The organism is Thermodesulfobacterium sp. (assembly GCF_030445475.1).
GTDB classification, from domain to species: Bacteria; Desulfobacterota; Thermodesulfobacteria; order Thermodesulfobacteriales; family Thermodesulfobacteriaceae; genus Thermodesulfobacterium; species Thermodesulfobacterium commune.
The window spans coordinates 40,188-65,147 of sequence record NZ_JASUTP010000001.1; the positions used below are offsets into that span (position 1 = coordinate 40,188).

25 protein-coding genes are annotated in these 24,960 nt (G+C 36.5%); 8 read left to right on the forward strand and 17 right to left on the reverse strand.

All coding sequences use genetic code 11. The features are described 5' to 3' along the window. The first annotated feature begins 1 nt into the window (after window position 1). The 4 genes from PWP26_RS00240 to PWP26_RS00255 are packed head-to-tail and all read left to right on the forward strand — an operon-like array spanning window position 2 to window position 3,896. On the forward strand, window positions 2-829 hold the full coding sequence (locus tag PWP26_RS00240; RefSeq protein ID WP_287567555.1) for a metal ABC transporter permease: 828 nt from the start codon (window positions 2-4) through the stop codon (window positions 827-829). Further along, window positions 830-1,606 carry a TatD family hydrolase gene (locus PWP26_RS00245; protein WP_038063432.1) on the forward strand — a complete coding sequence of 259 codons (777 nt, stop codon included), beginning with the start codon at window positions 830-832 and terminating at the stop codon, window positions 1,604-1,606. It begins immediately after the preceding gene. Window positions 1,607-1,644: 38 nt separating this feature from the next. Further along, on the forward strand, window positions 1,645-3,447 hold the full coding sequence (gene aspS / locus PWP26_RS00250; protein ID WP_301398732.1) for an aspartate--tRNA ligase: 1,803 nt from the start codon (window positions 1,645-1,647) through the stop codon (window positions 3,445-3,447). Continuing rightward, window positions 3,444-3,896 (forward strand): Mut7-C RNAse domain-containing protein, encoded by a 453-nt coding sequence (locus PWP26_RS00255; RefSeq protein ID WP_273019160.1) that lies wholly within the window; start codon window positions 3,444-3,446, stop codon window positions 3,894-3,896. The genes aspS and PWP26_RS00255 overlap by 4 nt, the downstream gene beginning before the upstream one ends. Here PWP26_RS00255 and PWP26_RS00260 read toward each other — a convergent pair. The 14 genes from PWP26_RS00260 to grpE all read right to left on the reverse strand — a co-directional run bounded on the left by PWP26_RS00260 (window position 3,886) and on the right by grpE (window position 18,864). Beyond that, the gene (locus PWP26_RS00260; protein ID WP_301398733.1) at window positions 3,886-4,893 is read right to left on the reverse strand and encodes an electron transfer flavoprotein subunit alpha/FixB family protein; all 1,008 of its coding nucleotides are present in this window, start codon (window positions 4,891-4,893) and stop codon (window positions 3,886-3,888) included. The two genes, PWP26_RS00255 and PWP26_RS00260, sit on opposite strands and share 11 nt — an antisense overlap. Before the next feature lie 9 nt (window positions 4,894-4,902). After that, entirely contained in the window at window positions 4,903-5,697 is a 795-nt protein-coding gene (locus PWP26_RS00265) for an electron transfer flavoprotein subunit beta/FixA family protein (RefSeq protein WP_301398734.1), read from the reverse strand. Window positions 5,698-5,711: 14 nt separating this feature from the next. Next, the gene (locus PWP26_RS00270) at window positions 5,712-6,860 is read right to left on the reverse strand and encodes an acyl-CoA dehydrogenase family protein (RefSeq protein WP_353735817.1); all 1,149 of its coding nucleotides are present in this window, start codon (window positions 6,858-6,860) and stop codon (window positions 5,712-5,714) included. 96 nt (window positions 6,861-6,956) lie between these two features. Further along, on the reverse strand, window positions 6,957-7,448 hold the full coding sequence (locus PWP26_RS00275; RefSeq protein ID WP_287567563.1) for a DUF655 domain-containing protein: 492 nt from the start codon (window positions 7,446-7,448) through the stop codon (window positions 6,957-6,959). A 9-nt stretch (window positions 7,449-7,457) separates the two neighbouring features. After that, complete coding sequence (locus PWP26_RS00280) at window positions 7,458-7,778, reverse strand: TusE/DsrC/DsvC family sulfur relay protein (protein WP_038063418.1); 321 nt, start codon at window positions 7,776-7,778, stop codon at window positions 7,458-7,460. A 119-nt stretch (window positions 7,779-7,897) separates the two neighbouring features. Beyond that, the gene (locus PWP26_RS00285) at window positions 7,898-8,350 is read right to left on the reverse strand and encodes an N-acetyltransferase (RefSeq protein WP_038063414.1); all 453 of its coding nucleotides are present in this window, start codon (window positions 8,348-8,350) and stop codon (window positions 7,898-7,900) included. A 17-nt stretch (window positions 8,351-8,367) separates the two neighbouring features. Further along, window positions 8,368-9,057 carry an SPOR domain-containing protein gene (locus PWP26_RS00290; protein WP_301398735.1) on the reverse strand — a complete coding sequence of 230 codons (690 nt, stop codon included), beginning with the start codon at window positions 9,055-9,057 and terminating at the stop codon, window positions 8,368-8,370. A gap of 13 nt (window positions 9,058-9,070) precedes the next feature. Continuing rightward, the gene (argS, locus tag PWP26_RS00295; RefSeq protein WP_287567566.1) at window positions 9,071-10,723 is read right to left on the reverse strand and encodes an arginine--tRNA ligase; all 1,653 of its coding nucleotides are present in this window, start codon (window positions 10,721-10,723) and stop codon (window positions 9,071-9,073) included. After that, on the reverse strand, window positions 10,704-10,895 hold the full coding sequence (locus PWP26_RS00300; protein WP_287567568.1) for a hypothetical protein: 192 nt from the start codon (window positions 10,893-10,895) through the stop codon (window positions 10,704-10,706). The genes argS and PWP26_RS00300 overlap by 20 nt, the downstream gene beginning before the upstream one ends. Window positions 10,896-10,898: 3 nt before the next feature. Further along, on the reverse strand, window positions 10,899-11,636 hold the full coding sequence (locus PWP26_RS00305) for an RluA family pseudouridine synthase (protein WP_301398736.1): 738 nt from the start codon (window positions 11,634-11,636) through the stop codon (window positions 10,899-10,901). Further along, window positions 11,633-15,307, reverse strand: a complete 3,675-nt coding sequence (locus PWP26_RS00310; protein ID WP_301398737.1) for an AsmA-like C-terminal domain-containing protein — start codon at window positions 15,305-15,307, stop codon at window positions 11,633-11,635. Before PWP26_RS00310 ends, PWP26_RS00305 begins: the two co-directional genes overlap by 4 nt. 45 nt (window positions 15,308-15,352) lie before the next feature. After that, window positions 15,353-16,300, reverse strand: coding sequence for a 4-hydroxythreonine-4-phosphate dehydrogenase PdxA (pdxA, locus tag PWP26_RS00315; RefSeq protein WP_273011433.1), 948 nt, complete (start codon window positions 16,298-16,300; stop codon window positions 15,353-15,355). Between the two features lie 48 nt (window positions 16,301-16,348). Further along, window positions 16,349-18,238: a molecular chaperone DnaK gene (dnaK, locus tag PWP26_RS00320; protein ID WP_038063402.1), complete on the reverse strand. Its 1,890-nt coding sequence runs from the start codon at window positions 18,236-18,238 to the stop codon at window positions 16,349-16,351. A gap of 23 nt (window positions 18,239-18,261) precedes the next feature. Then, the gene (grpE, locus tag PWP26_RS00325) at window positions 18,262-18,864 is read right to left on the reverse strand and encodes a nucleotide exchange factor GrpE (protein ID WP_301398738.1); all 603 of its coding nucleotides are present in this window, start codon (window positions 18,862-18,864) and stop codon (window positions 18,262-18,264) included. Window positions 18,865-18,966: 102 nt separating this feature from the next. Between grpE and nadC the strand changes: the two genes are divergently transcribed. Continuing rightward, window positions 18,967-19,812 (forward strand): carboxylating nicotinate-nucleotide diphosphorylase, encoded by an 846-nt coding sequence (gene nadC / locus PWP26_RS00330; RefSeq protein ID WP_301398740.1) that lies wholly within the window; start codon window positions 18,967-18,969, stop codon window positions 19,810-19,812. A 32-nt stretch (window positions 19,813-19,844) separates the two neighbouring features. On the opposite strand, the gene PWP26_RS00335 is transcribed toward nadC, so the two are convergent. Beyond that, window positions 19,845-20,807, reverse strand: a complete 963-nt coding sequence (locus PWP26_RS00335; RefSeq protein WP_038063393.1) for a manganese-dependent inorganic pyrophosphatase — start codon at window positions 20,805-20,807, stop codon at window positions 19,845-19,847. A gap of 186 nt (window positions 20,808-20,993) precedes the next feature. Here PWP26_RS00335 and PWP26_RS00340 point away from each other — a divergent pair, with 186 nt between their 5' ends. Genes PWP26_RS00340 through PWP26_RS00350 form a run of 3 tightly spaced genes read left to right on the forward strand, consistent with a single transcriptional unit; the run spans window position 20,994 to window position 23,172 of the window. Next, on the forward strand, window positions 20,994-21,506 hold the full coding sequence (locus PWP26_RS00340; RefSeq protein ID WP_287567572.1) for a PilZ domain-containing protein: 513 nt from the start codon (window positions 20,994-20,996) through the stop codon (window positions 21,504-21,506). After that, window positions 21,507-22,364, forward strand: coding sequence for a flagellar motor stator protein MotA (motA, locus tag PWP26_RS00345; RefSeq protein ID WP_287567573.1), 858 nt, complete (start codon window positions 21,507-21,509; stop codon window positions 22,362-22,364). It begins immediately after the preceding gene. A gap of 10 nt (window positions 22,365-22,374) precedes the next feature. Further along, the gene (locus PWP26_RS00350; protein WP_273010393.1) at window positions 22,375-23,172 is read left to right on the forward strand and encodes an OmpA family protein; all 798 of its coding nucleotides are present in this window, start codon (window positions 22,375-22,377) and stop codon (window positions 23,170-23,172) included. Here PWP26_RS00350 and der read toward each other — a convergent pair. Both der and PWP26_RS00360 read right to left on the reverse strand, forming a co-directional pair. Next, a complete protein-coding gene (gene der / locus PWP26_RS00355; protein WP_287567574.1) occupies window positions 23,161-24,474 on the reverse strand; it encodes a ribosome biogenesis GTPase Der in 1,314 nt (437 codons plus the stop codon). The two genes, PWP26_RS00350 and der, sit on opposite strands and share 12 nt — an antisense overlap. 33 nt (window positions 24,475-24,507) lie before the next feature. Beyond that, window positions 24,508-24,948, reverse strand: coding sequence for an archease (locus PWP26_RS00360; protein ID WP_038063383.1), 441 nt, complete (start codon window positions 24,946-24,948; stop codon window positions 24,508-24,510). Window positions 24,949-24,960 lie beyond the last annotated feature (12 nt).

The window sequence follows — 24,960 nt, forward strand, 5'->3', positions numbered from 1 at the left end:
AATGACTGAACTTTGGTTATCCTTAGAATTATTAAAATATGGGCTTTTAGCTGGAATTTTTCTTGGGATTTCCTTTGCATTTACTTCACCCTTTTTGGTTTTAAAAAGAAATTCTCTTTTTCCCCATGCCTTAACTCACGTTTTATTCTTAGCTATCATCCTTATTTCTATAATCTCTGAATATTTCCCAAATATTTTTACCTACCCTCTTTTAGAATACCCTATCATGGGGCTGGTAACCCTCTTTTGCACCTCTTTGGTATTTGTTTTAAAGAGAACGTTTAGACTTTATGAAGACACAGCAACTTCTATCATCGCAAGTTTAGCCCTTGGTATAGCCTTAATCCTTATTACCAAAACCTCTCAATATGACACGAGACTCCTTTCCTATCTATTTGGAAGTTTGATGACCGTTACTTCTAAGGATATGTTTAACAGCCTATGGATAGCCTGTCTGACGTTGCTGGTGTTTTATAAATACTATCCTCTATGGATCACCCAGACGACAGACCATGAAATCCCCGGGGTTAACTTTAAATGGGCTAACTTTTGGTTTCTTACCATCTTAACCCTTCAGGTGTTTATCAGTATCAAACTTATGGGAGTGCTTTTAGTCTCTTCTTTGTTTGTTTTTACCAGTGTTTTAGGGCTAAAAACAGGAAACAACGTAAAACAAACTATCTTTTTAACTGCTTTAACCAACCTTTTTAGCATCTTATCAGGAACAATAGTTTCTCTAGTATGGGACATTCCTTTTTCAAGTGCTGTAGTTCTTTGTATGAGTTTTTGGCTTTTAATCTCTTTTATTCTGAAAAGCTGGAGGACTTAAATGTTAGAGTTTATAGACAGCCATGCTCATCTTAACCTCCCAGAATTTAAAAAAGACTTAGAAGATACCATCAACCGGGCTAAACAAAACGGTGTTATCCATTGTGTGGTAGTAGGGATTAACCCTTCTACCAATAAAAAAGCCTTAGACCTGCATCAAAAATATCCTGACTTTATTTCCCCGGCTCTGGGTTTTCATCCCCATGAGGTAAAAAAACTTTCTGAAGAAGATTACAGGGAATTAGAAAAACTTTTGCCTCAAGCAGTAGCCCTTGGTGAAATCGGACTTGACTGGGTAAAAGAGTATTCTCCTAAGGAGATGCAAATCAAACACTTTGAAAGACAACTTGCGATAGCCAAGTCTCAACAAAAACCGGTAATCCTTCATCTTAGAGGTGAAGAAAACCTCTGGGAAACTGCGATAGCTATCCTTAAAAATTTTTTACCTATTAGGTTTGTATCTCATTGTTTTACTTCAGGACCTGAAATAGCTAAAAAAATACTTGATTTAGGGGGTTATATTTCTATTCCAGGGGTGGTGACCTTTCCTAAAGCAGAAGAGCTAAGAGCCGCTGTAAAGTTTATTCCTTTAGAACGAATGCTTATAGAAACGGACTGCCCTTATCTAACCCCTATGCCTTTCAGAGGAAAAAGAAATGAACCCGCTTTTTTACCTTATACCGCTCAAAAAATAGCAGAAATAAAAGGACTCCCTTTAGAGGAAATAGCAGAAAAAGTTAAAGAAAACACTATAAGATTTTTTTCTTTGGTGCTATAATATAGAAGCGATTCCTAAAGGATTAGGAGGACGGTTAAATGCGGCTAAAAAGAGAGGTTTATATAGGTGAATTAAACAAAGATTTTATAGGAAAAGAAGTTACTGTTTCTGGTTGGGTGCTTAGAAGACGAGACCATGGAGGTATCATCTTTTTAGACTTAAGAGATAGGTCTGGTCTACTTCAGGTAGTTTTTGAAGAAGACATAGACCAAGAGGTACATAACTTAGCTGACTCTATCAGAATAGAGTATGTAGTAAGTGTTAGAGGTAAGATAAGGAAAAGACCAGAAGGAATGGAAAACCCTAAGATTTCTACCGGTGACATAGAGCTCGTAGCTACAGACGTAGAAATACATAACACCTCAAAAACCCCACCCTTTCCGCTTGACGAAGACCTTTCTGAGGTCTCAGAAGCTCTCCGTTTAAAATACCGTTATTTAGAGATGAGAAGTCCTGACGGTTTAACCCCTTTTATCTTTAGACACAAGGTAAACCATTCCATAAGAGAATTCTTAAACAGTAGAGGTTTCTTAGAGATTGAAACTCCCTATCTTACTAAAAGTACTCCTGAAGGAGCAAGAGACTATCTGGTTCCAAGCCGTCTTTATCCTGGCAAGTTTTATGCCTTACCTCAATCCCCTCAGCTTTTTAAACAGATTTTGATGGTAGCAGGGGTAGACCGGTACTATCAGATTGTAAGATGCTTTAGGGATGAGGACCTTAGGGCAGACAGACAACCAGAGTTTACTCAGCTTGACATGGAGATGTCCTTTGTAGAAGAACAGGACGTGATGGCGCTTATAGAAGAACTTATGAGTTACATTTTTGAAAAGAACCTGGGAATTACCCTTTCAACACCTTTTCCGGTGATAACCTTTGAAAAAGCCTTAGAGGAATATGGTACAGACCGACCTGACCTAAGGTTTGACCTAAAATTACAAAACCTGTCTGAGTTGTTTAAAGATTCTTCTTTTAAAGTCTTTCGAGGTGCTTTAGATGCAGGTGGGGTGGTCAAAGGGTTAAAAGCCCCTGCCACTTTTTCTCGAAAAGAGTTAGAAGATTTGACTAAGTTTGCTCAAGACTTAGGAGCCAAAGGTCTTGCCTGGATCAAATACAGTAAAAACGGAAAAACCTTTGAAGAGAAATGGAACTCCCCTATCGTAAAATTTTTTGAACCCTCTGTTTTAGAACGACTGGTAGAAGTCTTTAAGGTTGAAGAAGAACAAGTTACCTTCTTTTTTGTGGCTGACTCTAAAGAAATTGCTAACTTAGTTTTAGGGGAGCTAAGAAAACATATAGCAAACAAGCTTAACTTAATACCTCAAGGAGTTTTTACCTTCACTTGGGTGGTAGATTTTCCACTTTTTGAATGGGATGATGAAGAAAACAGACTGGTTTCTGTGCACCATCCTTTTACCCATCCTAAAGAAGAAGACCTTCCTCTTTTAGACACAGACCCCCTTAAAGTAAGGGCTAGGGCCTATGACTTGGTTTTAAATGGTATAGAAGTAGGAGGTGGAAGTATTCGTATCCATCGTAAAGACTTACAACAAAAAATCTTTAAACTTTTAAGTATCTCAGAAGAAGAGGCTGAAGAAAAATTTGGGTTCTTGCTTAATGCTTTAGAATTTGGAGCTCCTCCTCATGGTGGAATAGCCTTTGGACTTGACAGATTAATCATGCTTATGCTTGGGAAAAAGAGTATAAGAGAAGTTATAGCCTTTCCGAAAACTCAAAGAGCCCAATGTCTACTTACCGGCGCACCTGCAGAGGTTAAAATAGAACAGATACTGGAACTACATCTTCTTCCTGGATGGGAAAAAAAACCTAAAACAGAATGATAAAATTTTTTTTAGAAGGAAGTCTGAAAGGTTTAGGCAAATGGCTCCTGTTTTTAGGCCATCCTGTAATCTTTTGTGAAGGCAAAATTTCAGACCAGGATATTTTAAAACATAAAGATTGTGTTTTTCTTATCACCAGCCCTGAAACAGCCATAAGGTTAGAAAAAGCAGGAGTAAAATTTTTACTTCTCCCCAGAGATAACCTAAAAACTCAGCTTAAACTTTGTTTAAATCGCCTTAACCTTAAACCTGAGCTTAAACTTAACCTTTGTACGTTATGCGGAGGACAACTTATCCCTGTGAACAAAGAAGACTTTAAATCTCTTATACCTGAAAAAGTATATCAACGTTATGAGGAATTCAACTACTGTCCTTCCTGTCAAAAACTTTATTGGGAAGGAGATCACGTAAAAAGGCTTCAAGAAAAGTTTCAAAAACTTATTTCTTAAGTTTTTTTATCAATAAGTCTAACACTTTAGAAGCATCTCCTATCAACGCAAGATGTGCCATTTTAACCAGTGGAGCTTCTTTATCGGTGTTTACCGCCACGATAAACTCTGAGTTTTCCATCCCTACAGTATGTTGAAGTGCTCCAGAGATCCCAAACCCTATATAAACTTTAGGTCTAACAGTTACTCCACTTACCCCAATCATCCGGTCTTCTTCAACCCAACCTTCGTAGCAGACCGGACGTGTAGCCCCAACCTCAGCTTTTAGGAGCTGAGCCAGCTCAAAAAGCTTCTTAAAGTTTTCCTTAGACTTAAGCCCTCTCCCTCCAGCCACAACCACTTTAGCGGTAGAAAGCCTGTTAGGTTGCTTGGCAGAGGGTTTAAAATTTCTAACCTTTATTTTACTTACCCAAGTAAATTCCTCAGGCATTGCTACTTCAAAAAACTTCGGTTCTCTTTCTCCGTAAGAAGGAGAAAAGGCACCGATAGAAAGGGTTGCCATAACAGGTGTAGTTTTTGATATAAGTTTAGCTATGATGTTTTCTCCATAAGTAGGTCTTGCCATAACTATCTTTCCGTCTTCTACCTCTAAATGATTAACATGAGCACAAAGCCCTAAATTTAGTTTTCCGGCTATCCTTGGAGCCAAAGCACAACCAATTGAGGTTGCCGGAAAAAACAACCCGTAAGGAGAGGTTTTTTTGACAATTTCTATCAAAACTTCAGCATATAAATCATCTTTAAAATGGACCAACTCTTGATGACAAACCATCCAAACTTCATCAGCAATAGATTTTTTTAACACCTCTAAATCCTGAAAAGATTGAAGATTATCCATCAAACAGACAAGTACCACCTTTTTATCTAACTTTAGACCTAATTCTTTTAAAGGAGTAAGCACTTCTATAGCCGAAGGGTGTAATTTCCCGTTAAAAATTTCTCCAAAAGCTAAAAGACTTCCTTTCTCAAGTTCTTCTAAGTTCTTTTTTTCGATCATGTTTCACCTCTAAAGATGAATTATTCCTTTTTGTTCTAAAACCGAGATAAGCTTTTCTACCAGAAAAGAAGGTTCTCCCTCCAACACCTGCCCCTTAGCTTCAAATTTTTTCTCAAAAACATCTACTACCTGAGTAGGTGAACCATTAAGCCCTAATCTTTCAGGAGATAACCCTAAATCTTGAACTGTAAAAACCAAAGGATCTTTTTCTTTGACCTCTAAAAGTCTCTTTAAAGAGGGGGGCCTTAGATAATCAAAAGCCTCAGGTAAAACAGAAGCTACAAAAGGAGGTTCTACCTCTAACTCTTCTTCACCATACTCTGTCTGTCTTAGCACTACCCAATTATTCCCTTCTTTTAAAACGGTTTTAACATTAGTAATAGATGGCAATCCAAGTAAAGCTGCTGTTTCGGGAGGAACTTGAGAGGTCTCTCCGTCTATGGATTTAAGACCCATAAGGACTAAAGAATAAGGGGACATCTTTTTGATAGCCTCAGCAAGGACATAACTTGTAGCTAAGGTATCTGCACCGGCAAAAGCCCTATCAGACAAAAGTACCATTTCATCAGCCCCTATCCCGTATACCTCTTTTAAAAGAGGTATAACATTAGGAGGACCCATAGTAATCACAGTAACCTTCAATCCATAATTTTCTTTAAGCCTTACGGCCATTTCTACAGCCTGTCTGTCTGGAGGGTTAAGAATTAGTTCTAAACTATCTCTCTTTAGGGTATGGGTCGATGGGTCTACCTTAACTGTCCCTGGTTTAGGCACCCCTTTTATACAAAGGATTATTTTTTCCATCTCTGACCTCTCGTTTATTTATAGTGTTTAAGCAACTCTCTAGCAATCACGTTTCTCTGGATTTCATTTGTCCCTTCGTAAATCTGCAGACACTTTGCGTCTCTAAAATACTTTTGAACAGGATAATCTCTCATATAACCTAAACCACCCATCATTTGGATAGCTCTTTCGGTAACCCACATAGCCACATCTGTAGCAAAACATTTTACCATAGATGAAGCCCCAGAAAAATCTTTAGCCCCCCGATCTATAAACCGGGCTACACTATAAAGTAAACTCCTTGAAGCCTCGATTTTCATCGCCATATCAGCAAAGGTATGGCTTACTGCTTGAAACTGATAAACAGGTTGCCCAAATTGAATCCTTGAGGAAGCGTGTTTTAAAGAAACCTCCATCGCTGCCTGAGCTATTCCTACAGCCTGGGCTCCTGCACCGCATCTGGCATAATCTAAGGTTTTTAAGGCCACAATAAATCCCATACCTTCTTTAGCAAGAAGTCTTGACTTAGGGATCACACAATCATTAAAAAAAAGCTCAGTGGTAACCGAAGTTCTTAACCCCAACTTCTTTTCCTTTTTGCCTACTGTAAAACCGGGGTCACCCTTTTCTACTATAAAGGCACTGGCACCTCTTGCCCCTTTAGAAGGGTCTGTAAGGGCTATAACCACATAAATATCTGCTATACCTCCGTTAGTAATCCACTGTTTTACTCCATTTAATACATAATAGTCTCCTTCTTTTTTAGCTGTAGTTTTGATCCCAAAGGCATCACTTCCTGCCTGAGGTTCTGTCAAGGCAAAAGCACAAAGGCTCTCTCCTTTAGCGATACGAGGTAAGTAATGAGCCTTTTGCTCTTGATTACCAAAAAAAATAATAGGATAAGCTCCAAGAAAAGAAGCAGCATAAGTAGTAGAAACACCTGCACAATAGTAAGAAAGATGTTCCACTGCAAGACACATCTCCAAACTACCCAAACCCAAGCCTCCATATTCTTTAGGAACAATTATTCCAAAAAAATCGGCTTGGGCTAAGGCCTTTATAGGTCTTTCATCATAAACTTCTTTTTCGTCCCATTCCAAGGCATAGGGCTTTATATACTCTTCTCCAATCCTTTTGATAAGGTCAACCAACAATTTCTGAGTTTCATTTAGCCCGTAATCAATCATAAAAACACTCCTGCAAAATTCAAAATTTCCTCTATTTTACTAAAAAATCTCTGTTAGGCAAGATAAAAACAGGAAAACTATGAAAAATAGAGGTTATGGGTTTAAAGGCTTTAACGTGTTTCTATATTTCGAAGGAACAGTCTGAGGAAACTGAGTATAATGAACTTTACCTTTTTCGTCTACGTAGTAATAAATTGGGTTGTTCACTTCTAAATTAGAAGGAAGGTTTTTATTTCTACTTTTTGAGGTTGATTTTTTTTCTTGTTTAGCTTTTTCTCCTTCTTCTCCTAGAGTAAGATAAGGCTTTAACAATTGCAATTTTTTAGGACCTATCCCTTTTACTTTTTCTACGTCCTCCCAGGATTTAAAAGGCCCGTTTTTCTCACGATAGTCTACAATAGCTTGGGCTGTTTTCTTACCAATGCCAGGAAGTTTTTCTAAATCTTCTACTGTAGCCTGATTTATGTCTAATTTTTTAGCAAAAACTAAAGAAACACTCAATAAGACGCACAAAAGAAAACCAACACTACATAAATAAAAGAAAAGAAAGGGGCGAGAAAGCCCACCCCTTTTATGAAAAGACATTTTTGTGCTTTACACACACCCGGTAGGTTTAGGTAATCCAGCCATCTTACAAGCACCTTTTCCAGGACCAGAAGGGAACAACTCATAAATCTTCTTTAATGGAAATCCGGTGACCTTGGACAAAATTCTAACCATAGGAGCAACACCGTTCTTTCTGTAGTAATCCTGAAGGACGTTAATTACCTTCCAGTGTTCTTCGGTTAACTCCTGGATACCTTCTAATTCCTTCACATACTCAACCCATTCTTTACACCAAGCATCAAGACCACCTGCTAAGAATCCGTCCTCATCTACTTCAAAAACCTTACCTTTGTACTCAACTGTTGGCATACCTAACACCTCCTTTTATTTTTTAATAAAACGTTTTTTTCAAAAAAAATATTCTAAACCTTAAAACTTATTTTTACAATTTATTTTTATCTATTTTTACAAAAAAGTCAAGGGTAATTTTAAAAAATTTCTTTAATCATCGGTACTTCATCACAATCAGGAAATTTGGGACATCTTACGCAGTCTGACCACACCTTGTAAGGCAACTCAGACTTATTAGTTCTTACAAACCCTACCTTTTCAAAAAAAACCGGCACTCTGGTCAACACAAAAACCCTTGGTATTTCAAGTTCTTTTGCCTCTTGTAAACAAGCCTTTACCAAAGCTAAACCAATACCCTTATTCTGATATTCCTCACTTACCACCAAAGACCTTATCTCTGCTAAATCTTCCCAACAAATCTGCAAGGCACAAGCGGCAACCACTAAATCTTTATCTTGATAAACAAAAAAATCCCGCACATGTTCATACAATTCAGATAAAGACCGAGGAATAACCTCTCCAGTTTTAGAAAAATGTAAAATTAGTTTATAAATATACTTTATATCAGAAAGTTTTGCCTTTCTTATCATTATTTAAACCTGATAACTTACTTTAATTCTACAACAAAGGGGTTGCTTACTCCAAGGTCAGAGACTACCTTAGTAGCTGCTTTTTCTGCCTCTTCTCTGGAGGCATATCTACCTACATAAACCTTATAAAGGGTTTTTCCCTCAGAAGGAATAGCTTTTACCGTAACCTTATAACCTTTTTTTTCAGCTAAAGTCCTCAACTTTTCAGCAGATTCCTTTTGCGAAAAAGCACCCACCTGAAGCGCAAAAGACCCTTGTTTTATCTGGTTAGCAATTTTCGCTACCTCTTTGGTTTTAGAAATAGATGTTTTTTCTTTGGAAGGTTCTTTTACTTCAGATACCTTAGGTTTAGCCTGCTTTTTTTCTTTTTCTATTACTTGAGCTTCTGGTTCAGGTTTGGAAGGAGAAACAAAGGCTTGAGAAGAGGCATTTCCCTTAAGATCTACAGGTTTTTCAGCTGTGGCGTTTAAACCAGAAAGAGATGGGGTTGTCGCACTTTCATTACTTGTAAGAGAAGGAGGAGGTGGAGGGGGGAGCTCCTCTTTAGAGGTAGACTCTGCGGCTATCTTCTCCTGTTCTTTAGAACCTAATTTACTTCCTACCCAAACTCCTCCAATAAAACTCCAAACCAACAAACATAATCCAAAAAGTATAATAAAGACTAAAGCAATTCTACTTACCTCTATTTTTACCTTCTTACCCTCCATAAAAACCTCCTTTTTACATTTTTTCTGGAGAGTTAACCCCCAAAAGGTTTAGACCATTTTTTAGAACTATTTTACACCCTAAACACAACCCTAGTCTAGCTAAAGTTAACGGTATATCATCTGAAAGCACTCGATGTTTAGTATAAAACTCATGAAATTGTTTGGCAAGGTCTAACAGGTAATAAGTAATTTTATAGGGAGCATAAAACATACTTGCTGATTCTATAACCTCTTTAAATTCTTCTATCTTTTTGGCAAGAGCAATCTCTTCCTCTGAAGAAAGAAGGCTAAAATCTACCTCTCTCCAGTTTATTTCTCCTAAACCTTGCTCTCTTGCTTTCTCAAAAATACTGCAAATCCTTGCGTGAGCATATTGTACATAATAAACTGGGTTTTCTTGAGACTGCTTTTTGGCCAAATCTATATCAAAATCTAAAGGAGAGTCAGAAGACCTGGATAGAAAAATAAATCTGGTAGCATCTACCCCTACTTCGTTTAAAAGCTCTTTTAACTCTACAAACTCCCCTTGTCTGGTGGACATGCTTTTTAGTTCTCCACCTTCTATAAGATTAACCATCTGAATAAGAATTACTTTTAAATTTTCTGGATTTAAACCTAAAGCCTTAAGAGCCCCTTTTAACCGTTTTACATATCCATGGTGGTCTGCTCCCCAAAGGTTGATCGCAAGGTCAAACCCACGGTCTACAAACTTTTCATGATGATAGGCGATGTCTCCTGCAAAATAGGTATATTCTCCGTTAGAACGAATAAGCACCCGGTCTTTTTCATCTCCAAAATCAGAAGACCTAAACCATAAAGCACCTTCTTTTTCATAAACTAAACCTTTTTGTTTTAAAAAGTTTATCAAAGCATTTACTTTGCCTTTTTCATAAAGGCTTTTTTCTGAATACCAACTATCAAAAACTACCCTGAACCTATCAAGGTCTGATTTTATATCTTCAAGGATGGTCTTTATCGCTATCTCTCTGCAGATGGCTATAGCCTCTTTTTTTTCTAATTCTAAAAGGTTAGGATAGTCTGCCAAAACCTTTTTGGCTATATCGTAGATGTACGCACCTTTATAAAAATCTTCCGGAAAATTGATCTTTTCTCCTTTTAACTCCTTAGCCCTGAGATAAACAGACTCCCCTAAAATATCCATTTGAGTACCTTTATCGTTTATGTAATACTCTCTGATAACAGAATAACCAGTGAACTCTAAAACCCTTGCTAAAGAATCTCCATAAGCTGCACCCCTTCCATGTCCTATATGAAGAGGCCCGGTGGGATTGGCGGAAACAAACTCAACCAAAACCTTTTTCCCTTTACCTAAGTCAATCCTACCATAGTTATCTTTCTCTTCTATGGCTTTAAGCAGGTTTTCAAGATAATACTGAGTAGATACCCAAAAATTGATAAACCCCGGTTTAGCAACCTCTACCTTTTCAAAAAGAGTTTTTTCGTTAGTAAGTTCTTGAACCAACTTTTCAGCTATTTCTAAAGGAGGGAGGTTTAAGGAGTTTTTTAAAACAAAGGCTATGTTGGTAGCATAATCACCAAAAAAACCTTTTCTTGGGGTCTCTATTTCAAACTGAGGTAAAGGTATCTCGCCAAAAACAGTTTTAACAGCCTTTTCTACTGCCTCTTTAATCCTCTGTTTTATCAACCTTCGTCTCCTTTCTTAGATTTTTTAAAAGGGTTAGGTCAGGAGAATAGTCAGGACACTTCAAGGGTTGGGTATTGTCAAAAGAAAACTTTTTAGCACAAAACTCCCTCCAAGCGCAGGTAGCACATAAAACAGGAAGTTCTAAATTTGACCTTTCTTTTTCTTTCTCCAAAGCTTACTCCTGGTAAAGTTTTTTTAAATCTTGAAACTTTTTATTAAAAAACTCCAAATTTAAGGTTTTGTCAAGATTGGAGAACGAAAAATATTGAGGTAACGGAGCCAAGACTTCAACAGGCTCTTTTTCCAGAGGATGGGGGAAACATAAAAAACAAGCATGTAAAAGAATAGCCTTACCTTGGTTGACCAACCTTTTAGATCCATACCTAACATCCCCTACCACAGGGAACCCAAGACTACTTAGGACAGCCCTTAGTTGATGTTTTCTTCCTGTAATAGGAAAAAGCAAGACTAACGATCTATTTTTTATAACCTGTAATGTTTCATAATAGGTTAGACTTTCTTTTGCACCTTCTTTAGGTTCCCAAAAAACCAAAGCTTTGTGAAATTTTTGATCCCATTTAAGATAAGCCCTAATCAAGTTTTGACCTTTTAAAATTCCTTCTACCTCTGCAAGATAAAATTTACCCACCTTTTTTTGTTTAAAACTTTCGGTAAGTCTTCTGGCTGCTTTTGTGCGCTTGGCAAAAACTAACGCTCCAGAAACAGGTTTATCCAAACGATGAACCACCGCTAAAAAAACGTTTCCTGGTTTATTATCTCTTTTTTTTAAATAATCTTTTAACAAATTTAACAAAGATACCTCTAAATCCTTTGCTCCCTGAACCACCATTCCAGCAGGTTTATTTACCACCAAAAGACTTTTATCTTCAAAAAGGATAAAATCTTCTTTCATGGAGTTCGATTTATGTTCTCTCTTTCTTTTAAAAGTTCTTCTTTCTTTTCCTGAAAATTAGATGCCTTTTGAGAAGGCTTTTGATAAAACTCTTCAGAAATTCCGAATAACCTAAAGATAAAGGTGAAAACCCCTTTTCCTAAACTACTGGGATGTAAGGGAATGATGTTATAATTATCGTATGTCCCTACCACCTGTAAAGGTAGGTAAACTAACATCCTCGGTTTCCCAAGAACCCATTTCCCTAACCCTGGAACCTTTTCTAAAATCACGTCTATCGTTTTGAAAGGAGAGGCATAAAAAGTAAGGTTTAGTTCCTTGTTTTTCAAGTTTATCGGTCCCTCGCCAAACAATCTAAAACCTGAGGCTGAAAGAAAGGCTTCATCTATGAGTAAAGTCGTATCGGTAAAGCGGGAGTTGAAAATTAATTCTTCGTAGGGTAATAACTGACTTTCTAAATTAGGAATTTTTTCTCTAAAAAGATCTATCGGACTTAAAAAACCCAAAAGATGAGCTATAAGAGGAGCACGGTAAATATATCCCTTTTTAGATTTAAGGGTCAACTCTCCTCTACTATTCTTAATCCAATCTTTACCATCTCCTTCCCAAAAAACATATCCTTTTACCTTATAAGGACCTTCTAAGATTACGGTAGGCATCTCTTCTGGATACAGACAGGAAAAAAGGTCTAACAGGTCTCCTTCTGAAGGTAAAAGTTCTACAAAAACTTGATGGGCTTCCCCTGATAAAGAATAGATAAAATCTAATCCTAATCCGCAAAAATTAGCCTTGTTCAGGTTGGCCCATAAAAGTTTCGCTTTAGTGTTTAAACTTAAGTCTAAACTAAAGTTTTCTACCTTATGGGAGGTAGGAAGAATAAGGTCGTTTGCGTTCACCTTTAACTCTGCTATTAGAGGAATCCCTTGGAAATAGTCCCAGATTTCTTTTTTAACCGTTTTATCAGAGGTTTCTTGGGTTGAGCTTAAACCTAAAAACTTTTTTAAATCTATTTTTTGAGAACTTAAATCCCCTGTAACCAAAACATATTTTTGGTTGGTATCCACCTTTAAGTCAGCTAATAAGGTAGAATTGTTCCATTCAAACTTAAACTTTCCATGAATCGTATGGTTCTTAGCAATCTTTCCTTCACCCTCAATCGCTATTCCATCTTTAAACTTAACTCCTTGAAGTGTAAGCCAACCTTCTTCAAGAAAAAGGTTTCTGTTTAAGTAGTCGTTTGCCAAAGACACTAAGATATTTTTTTCTTTTTTAAACTTTAAGTGCAAATTGTTTTCTACTAAACCTTCTAATGGGTAAGGTACCTTATCAAAGATTGTTCCTAACTCTTCCAAACGAGTTTTACCTTGCAGGGTTAAATCTATTTGATTTTGGTTTAACCTTAATCCAAACTTCTGCTGACTTTCTTTTCCGTTAAAACTCCCCAAAATTGAGGTTTGGTCTTTAGTTTGGTCCAAAGTTACAGAAATTTCTTTATCTGAGATCTTAAAGGTTCCTCGGGATTGAACCTGTCCGTCTCTATAAACCAAAGATAGGTTTTCTATGTTTATCGGAGATTTTAATAGAAAAGAAGCCTCTTTAAGCCCTAAGACCTTCTCAATCTTATCCTTTAGTCTTTCTTTCACCTCTCCTTTTAGTTCTAAAAAAATTTCTTGGTCAAAAACCCTACCCTTACCTACAAAATTAGAGTCTTCTATTTCAAAAGCGGCCTCTCCAAAAGAAAGACACCCATCGCGCCAAACTAAAGGTAAACTTTCTGAATAACCAGAAAATCTTTCTCCTTTTACCTCTTCACCTATCCTAAGATTTACTGCTTTTCCCTTTAAAAAGAGATTGCCTAAAATAGCCTGTTTTAGGTTTACTTGCTCTTGGGCTAACTGTTTTAAATTCCCTCGAAATTCCCCTTCTTCTATCTCTAAATTTTCAAATTTAAGGCCCTTTTCCTTAAAAAACACAGCTACCTCTCTTACCTTATCCTTTAGAAACTCTAAAAACTCAGGTTTTATGGTCACTCCCCAAACTTTAACCCTAAAGTCTAAAGAGGATAAATTTAACTCCAAACCTCCATCTTTTATCGCCAATTCTTTATTAAATACATTTAGATTGGAAAGATTTAGTTTGTTTTTGTAGTAAAAAATTTTAGCTGTTTTTAAGTACAAAGGTTTGTCATAAAAAGGCACGGCTAATGAGGCATCTTCTGAAGCTATGTCAAAGGAGAGTTGAAGAGCATCTAAAGGACCTTTTAGGTCTATCTTAGAAACAATAGAACCCTCTGTCTTAAATTCTTTTATTTTTTCTCGGTAAGGCTTGAACATGTCAAAGTTTGCTACAAGCTCTTGGATTTTTTCTGCCCTACCTGAGATGGTTCCTTCTAACCAGAGCTCAGGCTGTTTTTTTGAAAGGTCTAACTCAAAACTTTTTACCGTCCCCAAGACAGAACCTTCTGCTGTCAACGTTCCGTTAAAGATAAGCCTTCCTTCTGAAAAACCCAGCTCTCCTGTGACTTGTTCTAAGTCTAAAGGAAGAAAACCCAGAATTATCTGACCTTCTTTCAACTTACCTTTCGCTTTTATCCTTTTATAGTCGATAAGCTCTTGCCAATCTTTCCCAGAAAAAACAACCTCTAAATCTTCCAAACTCCCTTTCCCTATAAAATCAAAAGCTTCTTTTACCCCCTTTTGTTTTTCAAAAAAAAGAAGTCCTACTCTTTTTATCTCTGCCAAATCAAGTTTTTTAACCTTAAGAGTTGCTTCTAAACCGTCCTTTTTCTTTAAAAACTCTCCCTGTGCCTCTAAAAAAGGATTTCTCAAAACTATTTTTTTAAGGTTTAACATAAGCCCATCTTTTTGAGAGCTAAAGATTCCGGTAATAACGCCACCTAAAAGTTTTTCTTGAGGGAACTGTTTCAAAATCAGTTGGGGATTTAACATTTGAAAAGAAAGATAAAGGTTTTCTTTTTCTAAAGTCAGCTCAGCCATCAAATCAGAAGTAAGACGCCCTATAAACGGTTCTCCCCCCTTAATAAAACCGGTAAAATCAAAATTCCTAGCCTCAATTGAAGTTTCTAAGAAAAGAGATGCAAGATTTAACCTTCCTTTTATTTCAGCTTCTTTAAACTGAGGACTTTTAAGAGATTTTAACTCCCATAGGGTTTGTTGATTGTCTATTTTCAAAAAAAGATCTGTCTTATCGAAAATCAACCAGCCTATGGAAGATTCATACTCTATAGTGGCTTCTTTAGCTTTAAGGTTAAAAGGAGCCATCTTTTTTAACTGGTCTCTTAACTGATACAAGTTTAAAGGTTCCGGTGACCGATAAGATTTTAATTTAAGATTTTTTACCTGAATGCTTTCGGGGAAAAATTTTAACCTAAAAATTTTGGATAAAGATAAAAAAGCAGTAACCTCAGGAGCCTCTACCTCACGATATCTATTTTTAAACACAAAATCTTCAATCTTTACCTTTCCTTCAAAAACATCTATCTTTATTTCTTTATAGTTTATATCTATCTTCTGGGTGTTTTTTAAAAAGTTGATCAGAGGTCCTTTAATCCAGGGACGATTAAGAAAAAAATCTATGTTCACTACACATAAAAATAACAAAGAAAAGACAAAAACAAGCAAAAGAAGAGTAAAACGAATTTTTTTCACCATTGTTTATGGATTTTAACCCTAAAAGGTTAAAAAATCAAGAAAAGTTTAGACTTGGATAAGTTTATAAGCTAAATGTATTGCCTGGATAAAACTTGATGGGTTAGCAACACCTTTGTTTGCTATATCATAAGCTGTACCATGACAAGGAGAAGTCCTTATTACTGGAAGTCCTAAGGTTATGTTTACCCCGTCTTCAAAATGTATAAGTTTAAAAGGAGCAAGCCCCTGATCGTGATACATGGCAACTACCAAATCATAACGTCCTTGATAAGCCCAGAAAAAAAGACTATCTGCAGGATAAGGGCCATATACGGGAAGACCAGCTTTTTGACAAAGGGTTATGGCCTCTTTTAAAACCGTTTTTTCCTCTTCACCTATAAGGCCTCCTTCTCCGGCATGGGGATTAACCCCACAGAGGGCGATTTTTGGATTTAATACTTTAAGTTTTAGTAAAAATTCAAAGGAAAGCTTAGCTGTAGCAAAAACTTTGTCTGCGGTTATCTTTTCTGGGACCTCTTTTAGAGGAATATGTGTAGTAACCAGCGATACTTTTAATCTTTCTCCATAAAAACTCATCACAAAATCTTTAGCCCCAAGCTCTTGAGCCAGCCACTCTGTATGTCCCTTATATTTAATCCCAACCTTTTCTAAACCCTCTTTACTTATAGGTCCGGTAACAATCGCCTTTATCTTACCTTCTTTAGCAAGGTCTATGGCTTTTTGTACAAAAAGTCCCATTGCCTTAAATCCATCAACCGAGGGTTCCCCAGGCTTTACCTCTATTTCGGTAAGAGATAGAATTTCTAACTCAGGAGGGATTTTAATCCCTAACCATTTAGCCCTTTGTTCTATAACCCGAGCGTCTCCTATAATCAAAAGAGAGGATAAAACCTCAGGAAATTTCTCTTGAAAATGTTGAAGTGATTTAAGGATTACTTCTGGACCTATCCCTGCAGGACACCCTAAGGTAATACCTATTTTATTTTCTATCAAAAAAGACCTCCTTGGGAAAGGAGGCTAAAAAGCCCCCTTTTCCCAAGTTTATTTCATTTCTTCGAAATCAGCGTCTATCACATCATCTCCACCTTTTTTCTGAGAACCTTCTTGAGATGTATAAGAAGTTTTTTCTCTGTAAAGCATCTCTGCAAGTTTATAAGAAGCCTGGGTTAATTCATCGCTTGCCCTTCTTATTTCGTTTATGTCCTCCCCTTCCATAGCCTTCTTTAGTTGAGCTATCTTTTCTTCTACTTCTTTTTTAAGAGGTTCTGAGACCTTGTCTCCTAATTCTCTTAAGGTTTTTTCTACAGAATAGATAAGACTGTCTGCCTGGTTGCGAGCTTCGGCAAGCTCTTTTTTTCTTCTGTCTTCTTCTGCAAACTGTTCTGCCTCTTTAATAATTCTCTGGATTTCCTCTTCACTTAACCCTGAAGTAGGTCTTACCACGATAGACTGTTCTTTCCCGGTGCCTAAGTCTTTAGCAGTAACATGTAAGATACCATCTGCGTCTATGTCAAAAGTAACCTCTATCTGGGGTACTCCTCTTGGAGCAGGAGGTATACCTACCAGGTCAAATTTTGCGATACTCTTGTTGTCTTTAGCCAAAGGCCTTTCTCCTTGCAAAACATGAATGGTAACTGCTGTCTGATTATCGGTAGCTGTGGTAAAAATCTGACTCTTTCTAGTAGGAATGGTGGTACCTCTCGGTATGATAACTGTAAAAACACCTCCCAAGGTTTCAATTCCCAAAGAAAGAGGAGTTACGTCTAAAAGAAGCACATCCTTTACCTCTCCTTTTAATACTCCAGCCTGAATGGCAGCACCCATAGCCACCACTTCATCTGGGTTAACACCTTTCACCGGCTCTTTTCCAAAGATTTCTTTTACCTTTTGTTGAACCCTTGGCATACGGGTCATACCACCAACTAAAATAACCTCACTTATATCCTTAGGAGTAATTCCTGCATCTTTCATGGCAATACGACAGGGTTCTTCTAATCTTTCTATCAAATCCTCTACTAAACTTTCAAGCTTTGCCCTGGTTAACTTCATTACCAAATGTTTAGGTCCTGAGGCATCAGCGGTAATAAAAGGAAGGTTTATCTCAGTCTCTAAGGTGCTTGAAAGCTCAATTTTAGCCTTTTCAGCAGCTTCTTTTAACCTTTGTAAAGCCATTTTATCCTGTCTTAGGTCTATCCCATGCTCTTTCTTAAACTCTTCTGCGATGTAGTCTACTATTCGCATATCAAAATCTTCACCACCTAAAAAGGTATCTCCAGAGGTTGACTTAACTTCAAATACACCATCTCCTATTTCTAAGATAGAGATATCAAACGTTCCTCCTCCAAGGTCAAAAACAGCAATCAAACCTTCTTTTTTCTTTTCAAGTCCGTAAGCTAAGCAAGCAGCTGTAGGCTCATTGATAATTCTGATAACGTTTAAACCTGCAATTCTACCTGCATCTTTGGTTGCCTGTCTTTGACTGTCATCAAAATAAGCAGGAACAGTAATTACCACATCTTTTACTTCCTGGCCTAAATACTCTTCTAAATCCTGCTTAATCTTCCTAAGAATCATGGCTGAAATCTCAGGAGGACTATACCGTTTTCCTCTTATTTCTACATGTGCATCTCCGTTAGGAGCTTCTACTATCTTATAAGGAACTCTTTTTTTCCATTCCTGTACCACCGGATCGTTAAACTTTCTACCCATCAATCTCTTAATTCCAAAAATGGTGTTTTCTGCATTGATGATGGCCTGCCTTTTAGCAGGAAGACCCACCAATATTTCTCCGTTTTCTTGGAAAGCTACCACCGAAGGTGTAGTCCTTGTCCCTTCTCTGTTAGGGATTACCTTGGGTTCACCACCCTCAAATATGGCAACACAAGAGTTAGTAGTTCCAAGGTCAATACCTACTATAGGTACCTTGCTCATTTTTCAACCCTCCTTTTAATTTTTTATTCGTTTTCCACTATATTTTCTTCTTCTGTTTCTTCTGGTCTTTCTTCAGTAGTTTTTTGTTCTTCCTTTTTCCCCATACACACACAAACTAAAGCTGGTCTTATTAACCTATCATGTAAGGTATAACCTTTTTGATATACCTTGGTGATAGCTCCAGAAGGAACTTCCGGATGAACCTCTGTAGAAAGAGCTTCATGATAAAGAGGATGAAAAGGTTCTCCTACAGCTGGGACTACTTGCTTTAGCCCAAATTTTTCAAGGGTAGAAACTAAATATTTAAAAGTTAACTCAACCCCTTGTTTTAAAGCCTCTATATTTTGCGTGGTAGAAAAAGCCTCTAAGGCTCTTTCTAAATTATCTATAGCAGGTAAAATCTCTTTAAAAAAGTTTTCTAAGGCAAATTTATAATATTCTTCTTTTTCTCTTTTAAGACTTTTTTTAAGATTTTCTATTTCAGCTGCATATCTTAAAGCTAAATCCTTCCAGTATTTAATTTCTTCTTCCTCTTTAGTTTTAGTCTCTTCTTGTGTTTCAAGATTTTCTTTTAAATTTTGTTCTTTTTCTTCTAGACTTTGTTCCTTTTCTTTAATCTCTTCCATATAAGATCACCTCCCAAAATTAGCACACTTTACATCTTACCATTTTAAGTTATGATAAAAATTAAGACTTTTATTTAATTTTTCCAGAGGATTAAGCAAAAAATGCTTGAAAAATGGAAAATTAAAAATCTTTTAGCTAAAGCTTTTGAAGAGGATATTCCTTTTTATGATTTAACCACAGAATTGGTTATAAAAGAAAACCCTATAGTAAAAGCTTATTTTTTAGCCAAAGAACCTATGGTAGTATGTGGTACGTTGGTGGTAGAAGAAGGGTTTGCATTTATCGACCCAGAAATAAAAACCTTTTGGCACTACCAAGATGGTCAAGAAGTAGAACCCTATACTAAAATAGGAGTAGTAGAAGGAAGGGTAAAAAGTATACTAAAAGCAGAAAGGGTAGTTCTCAACCTTTTTCAACATCTTTCTGGGATTGCCACTTATACCCGAAAGATGGTAAAAAAACTTAGCCCATATAAAACAATTCTGCTTGATACGAGAAAAACCCTTCCTGGCTTAAAGGTTTTACAAAAGTATGCGGTTAAGGTAGGAGGGGCACAAAATCATCGTTTCTCTCTTTCTGACGGTATTCTCATAAAGGATAATCATATCAAAGTTTTAGGAGGAATAGAAAAAATCCCTCAAGTACTTAAAACTTTACCTCATTACCTAAAAGTAGAAATAGAGGTAAAATCTTTAGAAGAGTTAGAGTTTTTACTGAAAGCCAAAGCACCTATAGATGTAGTTCTTTTAGATAACTTTACCCCAGAAAATGTCCAGAAAGCAAAAGATCTTATCAAGCAATACAACCCTAACCTTAAAATAGAGGTCTCGGGAGGAATTAATTTAGATAACATTGAGTATTTTGCCAAACTTGAGGTTGATTATCTCTCATCTGGGAGTTTAACCCATTCGGTTAGAGCGGTAGACATTAGCTTAAAAATAGAATAAGGGAGGGAAGACCCCCTCCCCTCGGTCTTATCTTAGAGGTTAGCAAAAGTTTTTTCTAAAGGTGGTACCACTTCTTTCTTTCTACTCATAACACCTGGTAACCACACGCTTTTTCCTTCTAATTTCTTCCCAAAAGTAATCTCAATGATCTTTGGTTCGTCTGTGATAACCATCAACTCAGTACCTTCCTTCATGATGTCTGTTAACATCAACACCACAGAATGATAAGCCCCTTCGACCTTAATCTTGTTAAGCTCATCATAGATTTCATCAAACCTATGTTCTATAGTCTTTAAATCAATCAACTCGATCTGTCCTACTCCCACTTTTTTACCACTCATGTTGTAGTCTTTGAAGTCTCTCATGATGATGTCTTTGGCAGACATTCCAGAGACATCAGAAAGTTTGGACTTTACTTCTACACCGAAGCTTACGATATCTTCTATCCCAGCGATCTTGGCTAAAGCTTCAGCTGCTTCTTTGTCAGCCTCGGTGGTGGTAGCAGACTTAAAAACAACAGTATCACTTAAAATGGCTGCAAGCATAAGACCAGCCATTTCTTTAGGAATTTCAACACCGGTTTTATCAAAAAGAAATTTCAAAACAGTAGCAGTACAACCTACCGGGAAGTTAACAAAAAATATTGGATTAGGGGTGGTTACATCTCCTATTTTGTGATGATCAACCACGGCTACTATTTCTGCCTTGTCTATGTTATCAACACTTTGAACCTTATCAGAGTGATCTATTAGAGCAATAGTCTTGCCTTCTCCATCCGTCATAATCTCAGGCACTGCTATCCCAAATTTTTCTAAGACAAACTTTGTTTCTGCATTAGGTTCTCCCTGAATGACAGGCACGGCTTCCTTTTCTACCTTCATGATTTTACAGCCTGCTTTTTTCCAAGCGTTTAAAAGATAAGCAAACACTATAGCAGAAGCCACAGAATCAGTATCAGGTTTTTTGTGCCCTACCACATAAATTTGATGATGCATAAGGTCACCTCCTAAAATTTTATTTTTGATTTTTAAATAAACTATTATACTAATTTTTCCGTCTTGTCAACCCTAAAAATTAACTATATAATTTCAAAATTAAAAAAATTTGGTCCCCAAAAGGGGGATTTTTAAAGTTTTTTGAAATCTTTCCGATTTATTTTATAAAATCTTTTCAGAGGATTTATGGGCAGAGAAGCCGTAAGAATAGATGTGGTAATTCCATTAGAAGTGACAAAGTTAGACCCCTCTGAGATAGAAAACAGAATAGCTCATGTGGTAGGAGATACTTCTGTTTTTTCCTACATTCCTGTTAAAGATACCATAGATGAAGCGTTAAATTCTTGGTTAAAGTTAATTAATGCAAAGCTTGATTATTTAATCAACCTTATGTCTCGAGAAAAAGAAGGATTTAACAAACTCCCTTATAAAAAAGTAAACTTAAATGAAAAAGGTCTAAGATTTATTAGCCAAGAACCTTTTGAGATAAACGATTTTGTAGAAATAAAAACAGTATTAGACCTTTATCAGCCTGTAGGTTTTTATCTTTATGGCAAGGTAGTCAGATGTAAACCTGTAGAGGGTAAGTTTGAAGTCGCTGTGGAGTTTGTCAACCTAACCAAAGACATCAGAGAAAAGATAGGTTTTTTTATTCTACAAAAGGAAAGAGAAATCATTAGAGAGATGAGGGAAATCTAAATGCCTTCTATAGTAGGTTTTATTGTAGTTATAATATGTGTATTTGGTGGTTATGCCTTAGAACATGGTAACTTTTCAGTTCTTATACAACCGGTCGAATGGTTAATCATCTTTGGGGCAGCAGGAGGAGCCTTATTAGCAGCTTCAACCCAACCTGCTTTAAAAGGGGCTATCCAATATTCTATCAAAGCGCTTACTAAACCCCAAATTTATGAAAAACAAGATTTTATAGACCTACTACTTCTTTTAAACGATATTTTTAGAAAGATAAAAAAAGAAGGTTTAATCTCGATCGAGCAGGACATTGAAAACCCAGAGGCAAGTAAAATCTTTTCAAGCTATCCTAAGGTTCTTGCTAATCATCACGCCTTAGACTTTATTAGAAACACTTTTCGTTCTATTTTAACCACCAACATCACACATTTTGAGTTAGAAGCCCTTTTAGAAAATGAGATAGAAATCATCCACCATGAGAATTTAGAACCGGTACACCGTCTTGAAAAACTTGCAGACTCTATGCCAGGTTTAGGTTTGGTGGCTGCAGTTTTAGGTATAATCTTAACGATGGGAAAGATTGATGAGCCACCTGAAGTTTTGGGTCATCATCTTTCTATAGCGCTTGCAGGTACGTTTATCGGTATCTTAACCTGTTATGGATTTTTAACCCCTCTTGTCCAAAAATTGGAGTTTTTTTGCAATCAAGAAAAAGAATATCTTAACGTCATCAAAACCGCTATCGTTTATTTTATAGGAGGTGGAGCCCCTCAAATAGCGGTTGAATTTGCCAGGAGATCCATATCCCCTCATATGAGACCATCTTTTGAAGAACTTGAAAACCTTATGAAAGGTAAAAAATAACAAATAAACCATGACCACTCCTCCTATAATCATCAAAAAGGTTAAAAAAATAGTCGGAGGGCATCACGGAGGTTCCTGGAAGATTGCCTATGCAGACTTTTTAGCAGGGATGATGACTTTTTTTCTTTTGATGTGGCTGGTAAGTATCATGGAACCAAAACAGAAGGCTCAGGTTGCAGCCTATTTTAGAAAGTTTAACATTTTTGAAAAGGCTGGTGTAAGTATGCTTATGGAGTATTACCGAAAAGGCACATTAAAAAGTGAATATAGTGGACTTATGCCTGAGGCCAAGTTTGACCTAAGAAAAGAAGAAGAAAAGATAAAAAAAATCGTAGAAACAAGACTAAAGTCTCTTAAAGAACATATTTTAATAGAAATTTCAGAAAAAGAAAAAATCATCCGTATAGAAATTGTAGAACTTACCAATCAACCTTTATTCCAGAGCGGTAGTGCTGAGTTAACTCCTACTGCTAAGGCTATCTTACAAACCTTAGCCCAGGAGTTAAAAAACGTTTCTGGAACCATAACCATAGAAGGACATACAGACGCTGTCCCTTCAAGAAGAGGAAAATTAGGAAACTGGGAACTCTCTACTGCCAGAGCCCTTTCAGCCATGTTAGAGTTAGAAAAAAACGGATTTTCTCCAGAAAAAATAAAAAAAGTAGTAGGATATGCAGACAACTTCCCTTTAATAAAGGATAATCCCTTTGACCCAAGAAACAGAAGAATAAGCTTAGTCATACATTACCAACCACCTAAAGAAACCTCCCAAGTCCAACCTATTTCCTCTACCAATTCAACTCCTTAGCCTAAAAACCACTTTAATAGGAACTTTATCAAAGTTCAGATGTTTTTGAAAACTGTTTCTGATAAACTTTTCTATGCTTTTAGGCACCTCTTCTGGGTCAAAATTGATAAAAACTACAAAGGTAGGAGGCTTTGTGTCTGTTTGAGTAGCATAATAAAATTTAAGCTTTTTCCCTTTTATCGAAAAATTATAGTTCTCTTTTAGGTACTCCAAAAGTCTATTCACCTGAGCGGTGTTTACCCTTGAACTATATTGTTCCATTATTTCCTTTAAAACACTCCAAATTTCCTTTACTCTTCTTCCGGTTTTGGCTGAAATGGTAAGAATAGGAAGCCAAGGCATAAACCTTACTCCATATTTTATATTTTCTAAAACCAGATTTCCAGCCTCTCTCTTTTTATCAAAAAGGTCCCATTTATTTACTAAAAGGATACACGCTTTGTGATGCTTATATACCTGTCTTAACAAACGCTGGTCTTGGTTGGTTATTCCTTCCTCTGCAGTAATCATCATAAGTACCACATCTACTTTTTCGATAGTATGTAAAGCCTTATCTACAGCAAATTTTTCTACTCTCTCTTCTAATCTGGTTCTCCTTCTTATTCCTGGAGTGTCTATCAACAAAACACTTTCTCCAGTAGGTAAACTTAACCTTACATCTACACAATCTCTCGTAGTCCCAGGAATTTCAGATACAATTACCCTTTCATATCCTACCAAACGGTTGATAAGCGTACTTTTCCCTACATTTGGTCTTCCAAGAATCGCTATCTTTATTGGCTCTTCTTGAGGTATTTCTTCTATAGATCCTTCTAACTGCCTTTCTATTAAATTTTTTAATTCAGTAATATTTTTTTTGTTTTTAGCAGAAATAGAAATAATCTCTGGAAAACCTAAAGAATAAAATTCAAAAACCCTCTCTTGATCTTCCTTGGCTTCTACTTTGTTTATTACTAACAAAATCTTTTTATCTTTTTTTCTCAAATATTCCGCGATAACCTTGTCTCCTTCAGTCAATCCCTGTTTAGCATCCACAACAAAAAGAACTAAATCTGCTTCTTCCAAAGCCTGGTCTACCAACTTTTTGATAACTTCACTAAAAAACTCCTTCCCCCCCCATTCTATACCCCCTGTATCAATTAATTTTACTCCTTTTCCTTCTTTTAACTCAAGATATCCTTCTACCAAGTCTCGGGTAACACCAGGGGTTCGTTCAACTATAGCCTTTTTTTCCCCGATAAGAGTATTAAAAAGCGTAGATTTACCTACATTAGGTCTTCCTACAATAAGTATTTTAGCCATACATCATCCCTTTAACTAAATTTTTATCAAGATTCATACATCTACCACACATTGAGCTACCCAAAGATCACCATTTTTCTCTACCTTAGCTAAAGTAAAAGTAGCTCCTTTTACCTCAACCCCATACCCAAACTTTTCTGGAGAATATTTTTCTCCTAATAACGTCCCCTCTAACCTTACTCTCTGATCACTTTCCCATATTTTACCTTTAAATTCTTTAAAAAAGATATTTTCTAAAGCAAACAAACTTAACACTTTATTGATAAAAATCACCACCAGTTCCTCTAAAAAATCTGCCTCTACCTCTATCCCTACCCTTTGATCAGCTGCTACTTTATTAAAGTCTACTTCTTCTCCAATCAAGCTAAAAAGGGCCTTTATCAAATTAGAAAAAGCCTCTTCTAAGGTCTTTCCATAACCTCTTATCCCTATGTCTGCTCCATGTTCAAAAGTTTCGTAACTTTTAGATACCATAACCTTCTCCTG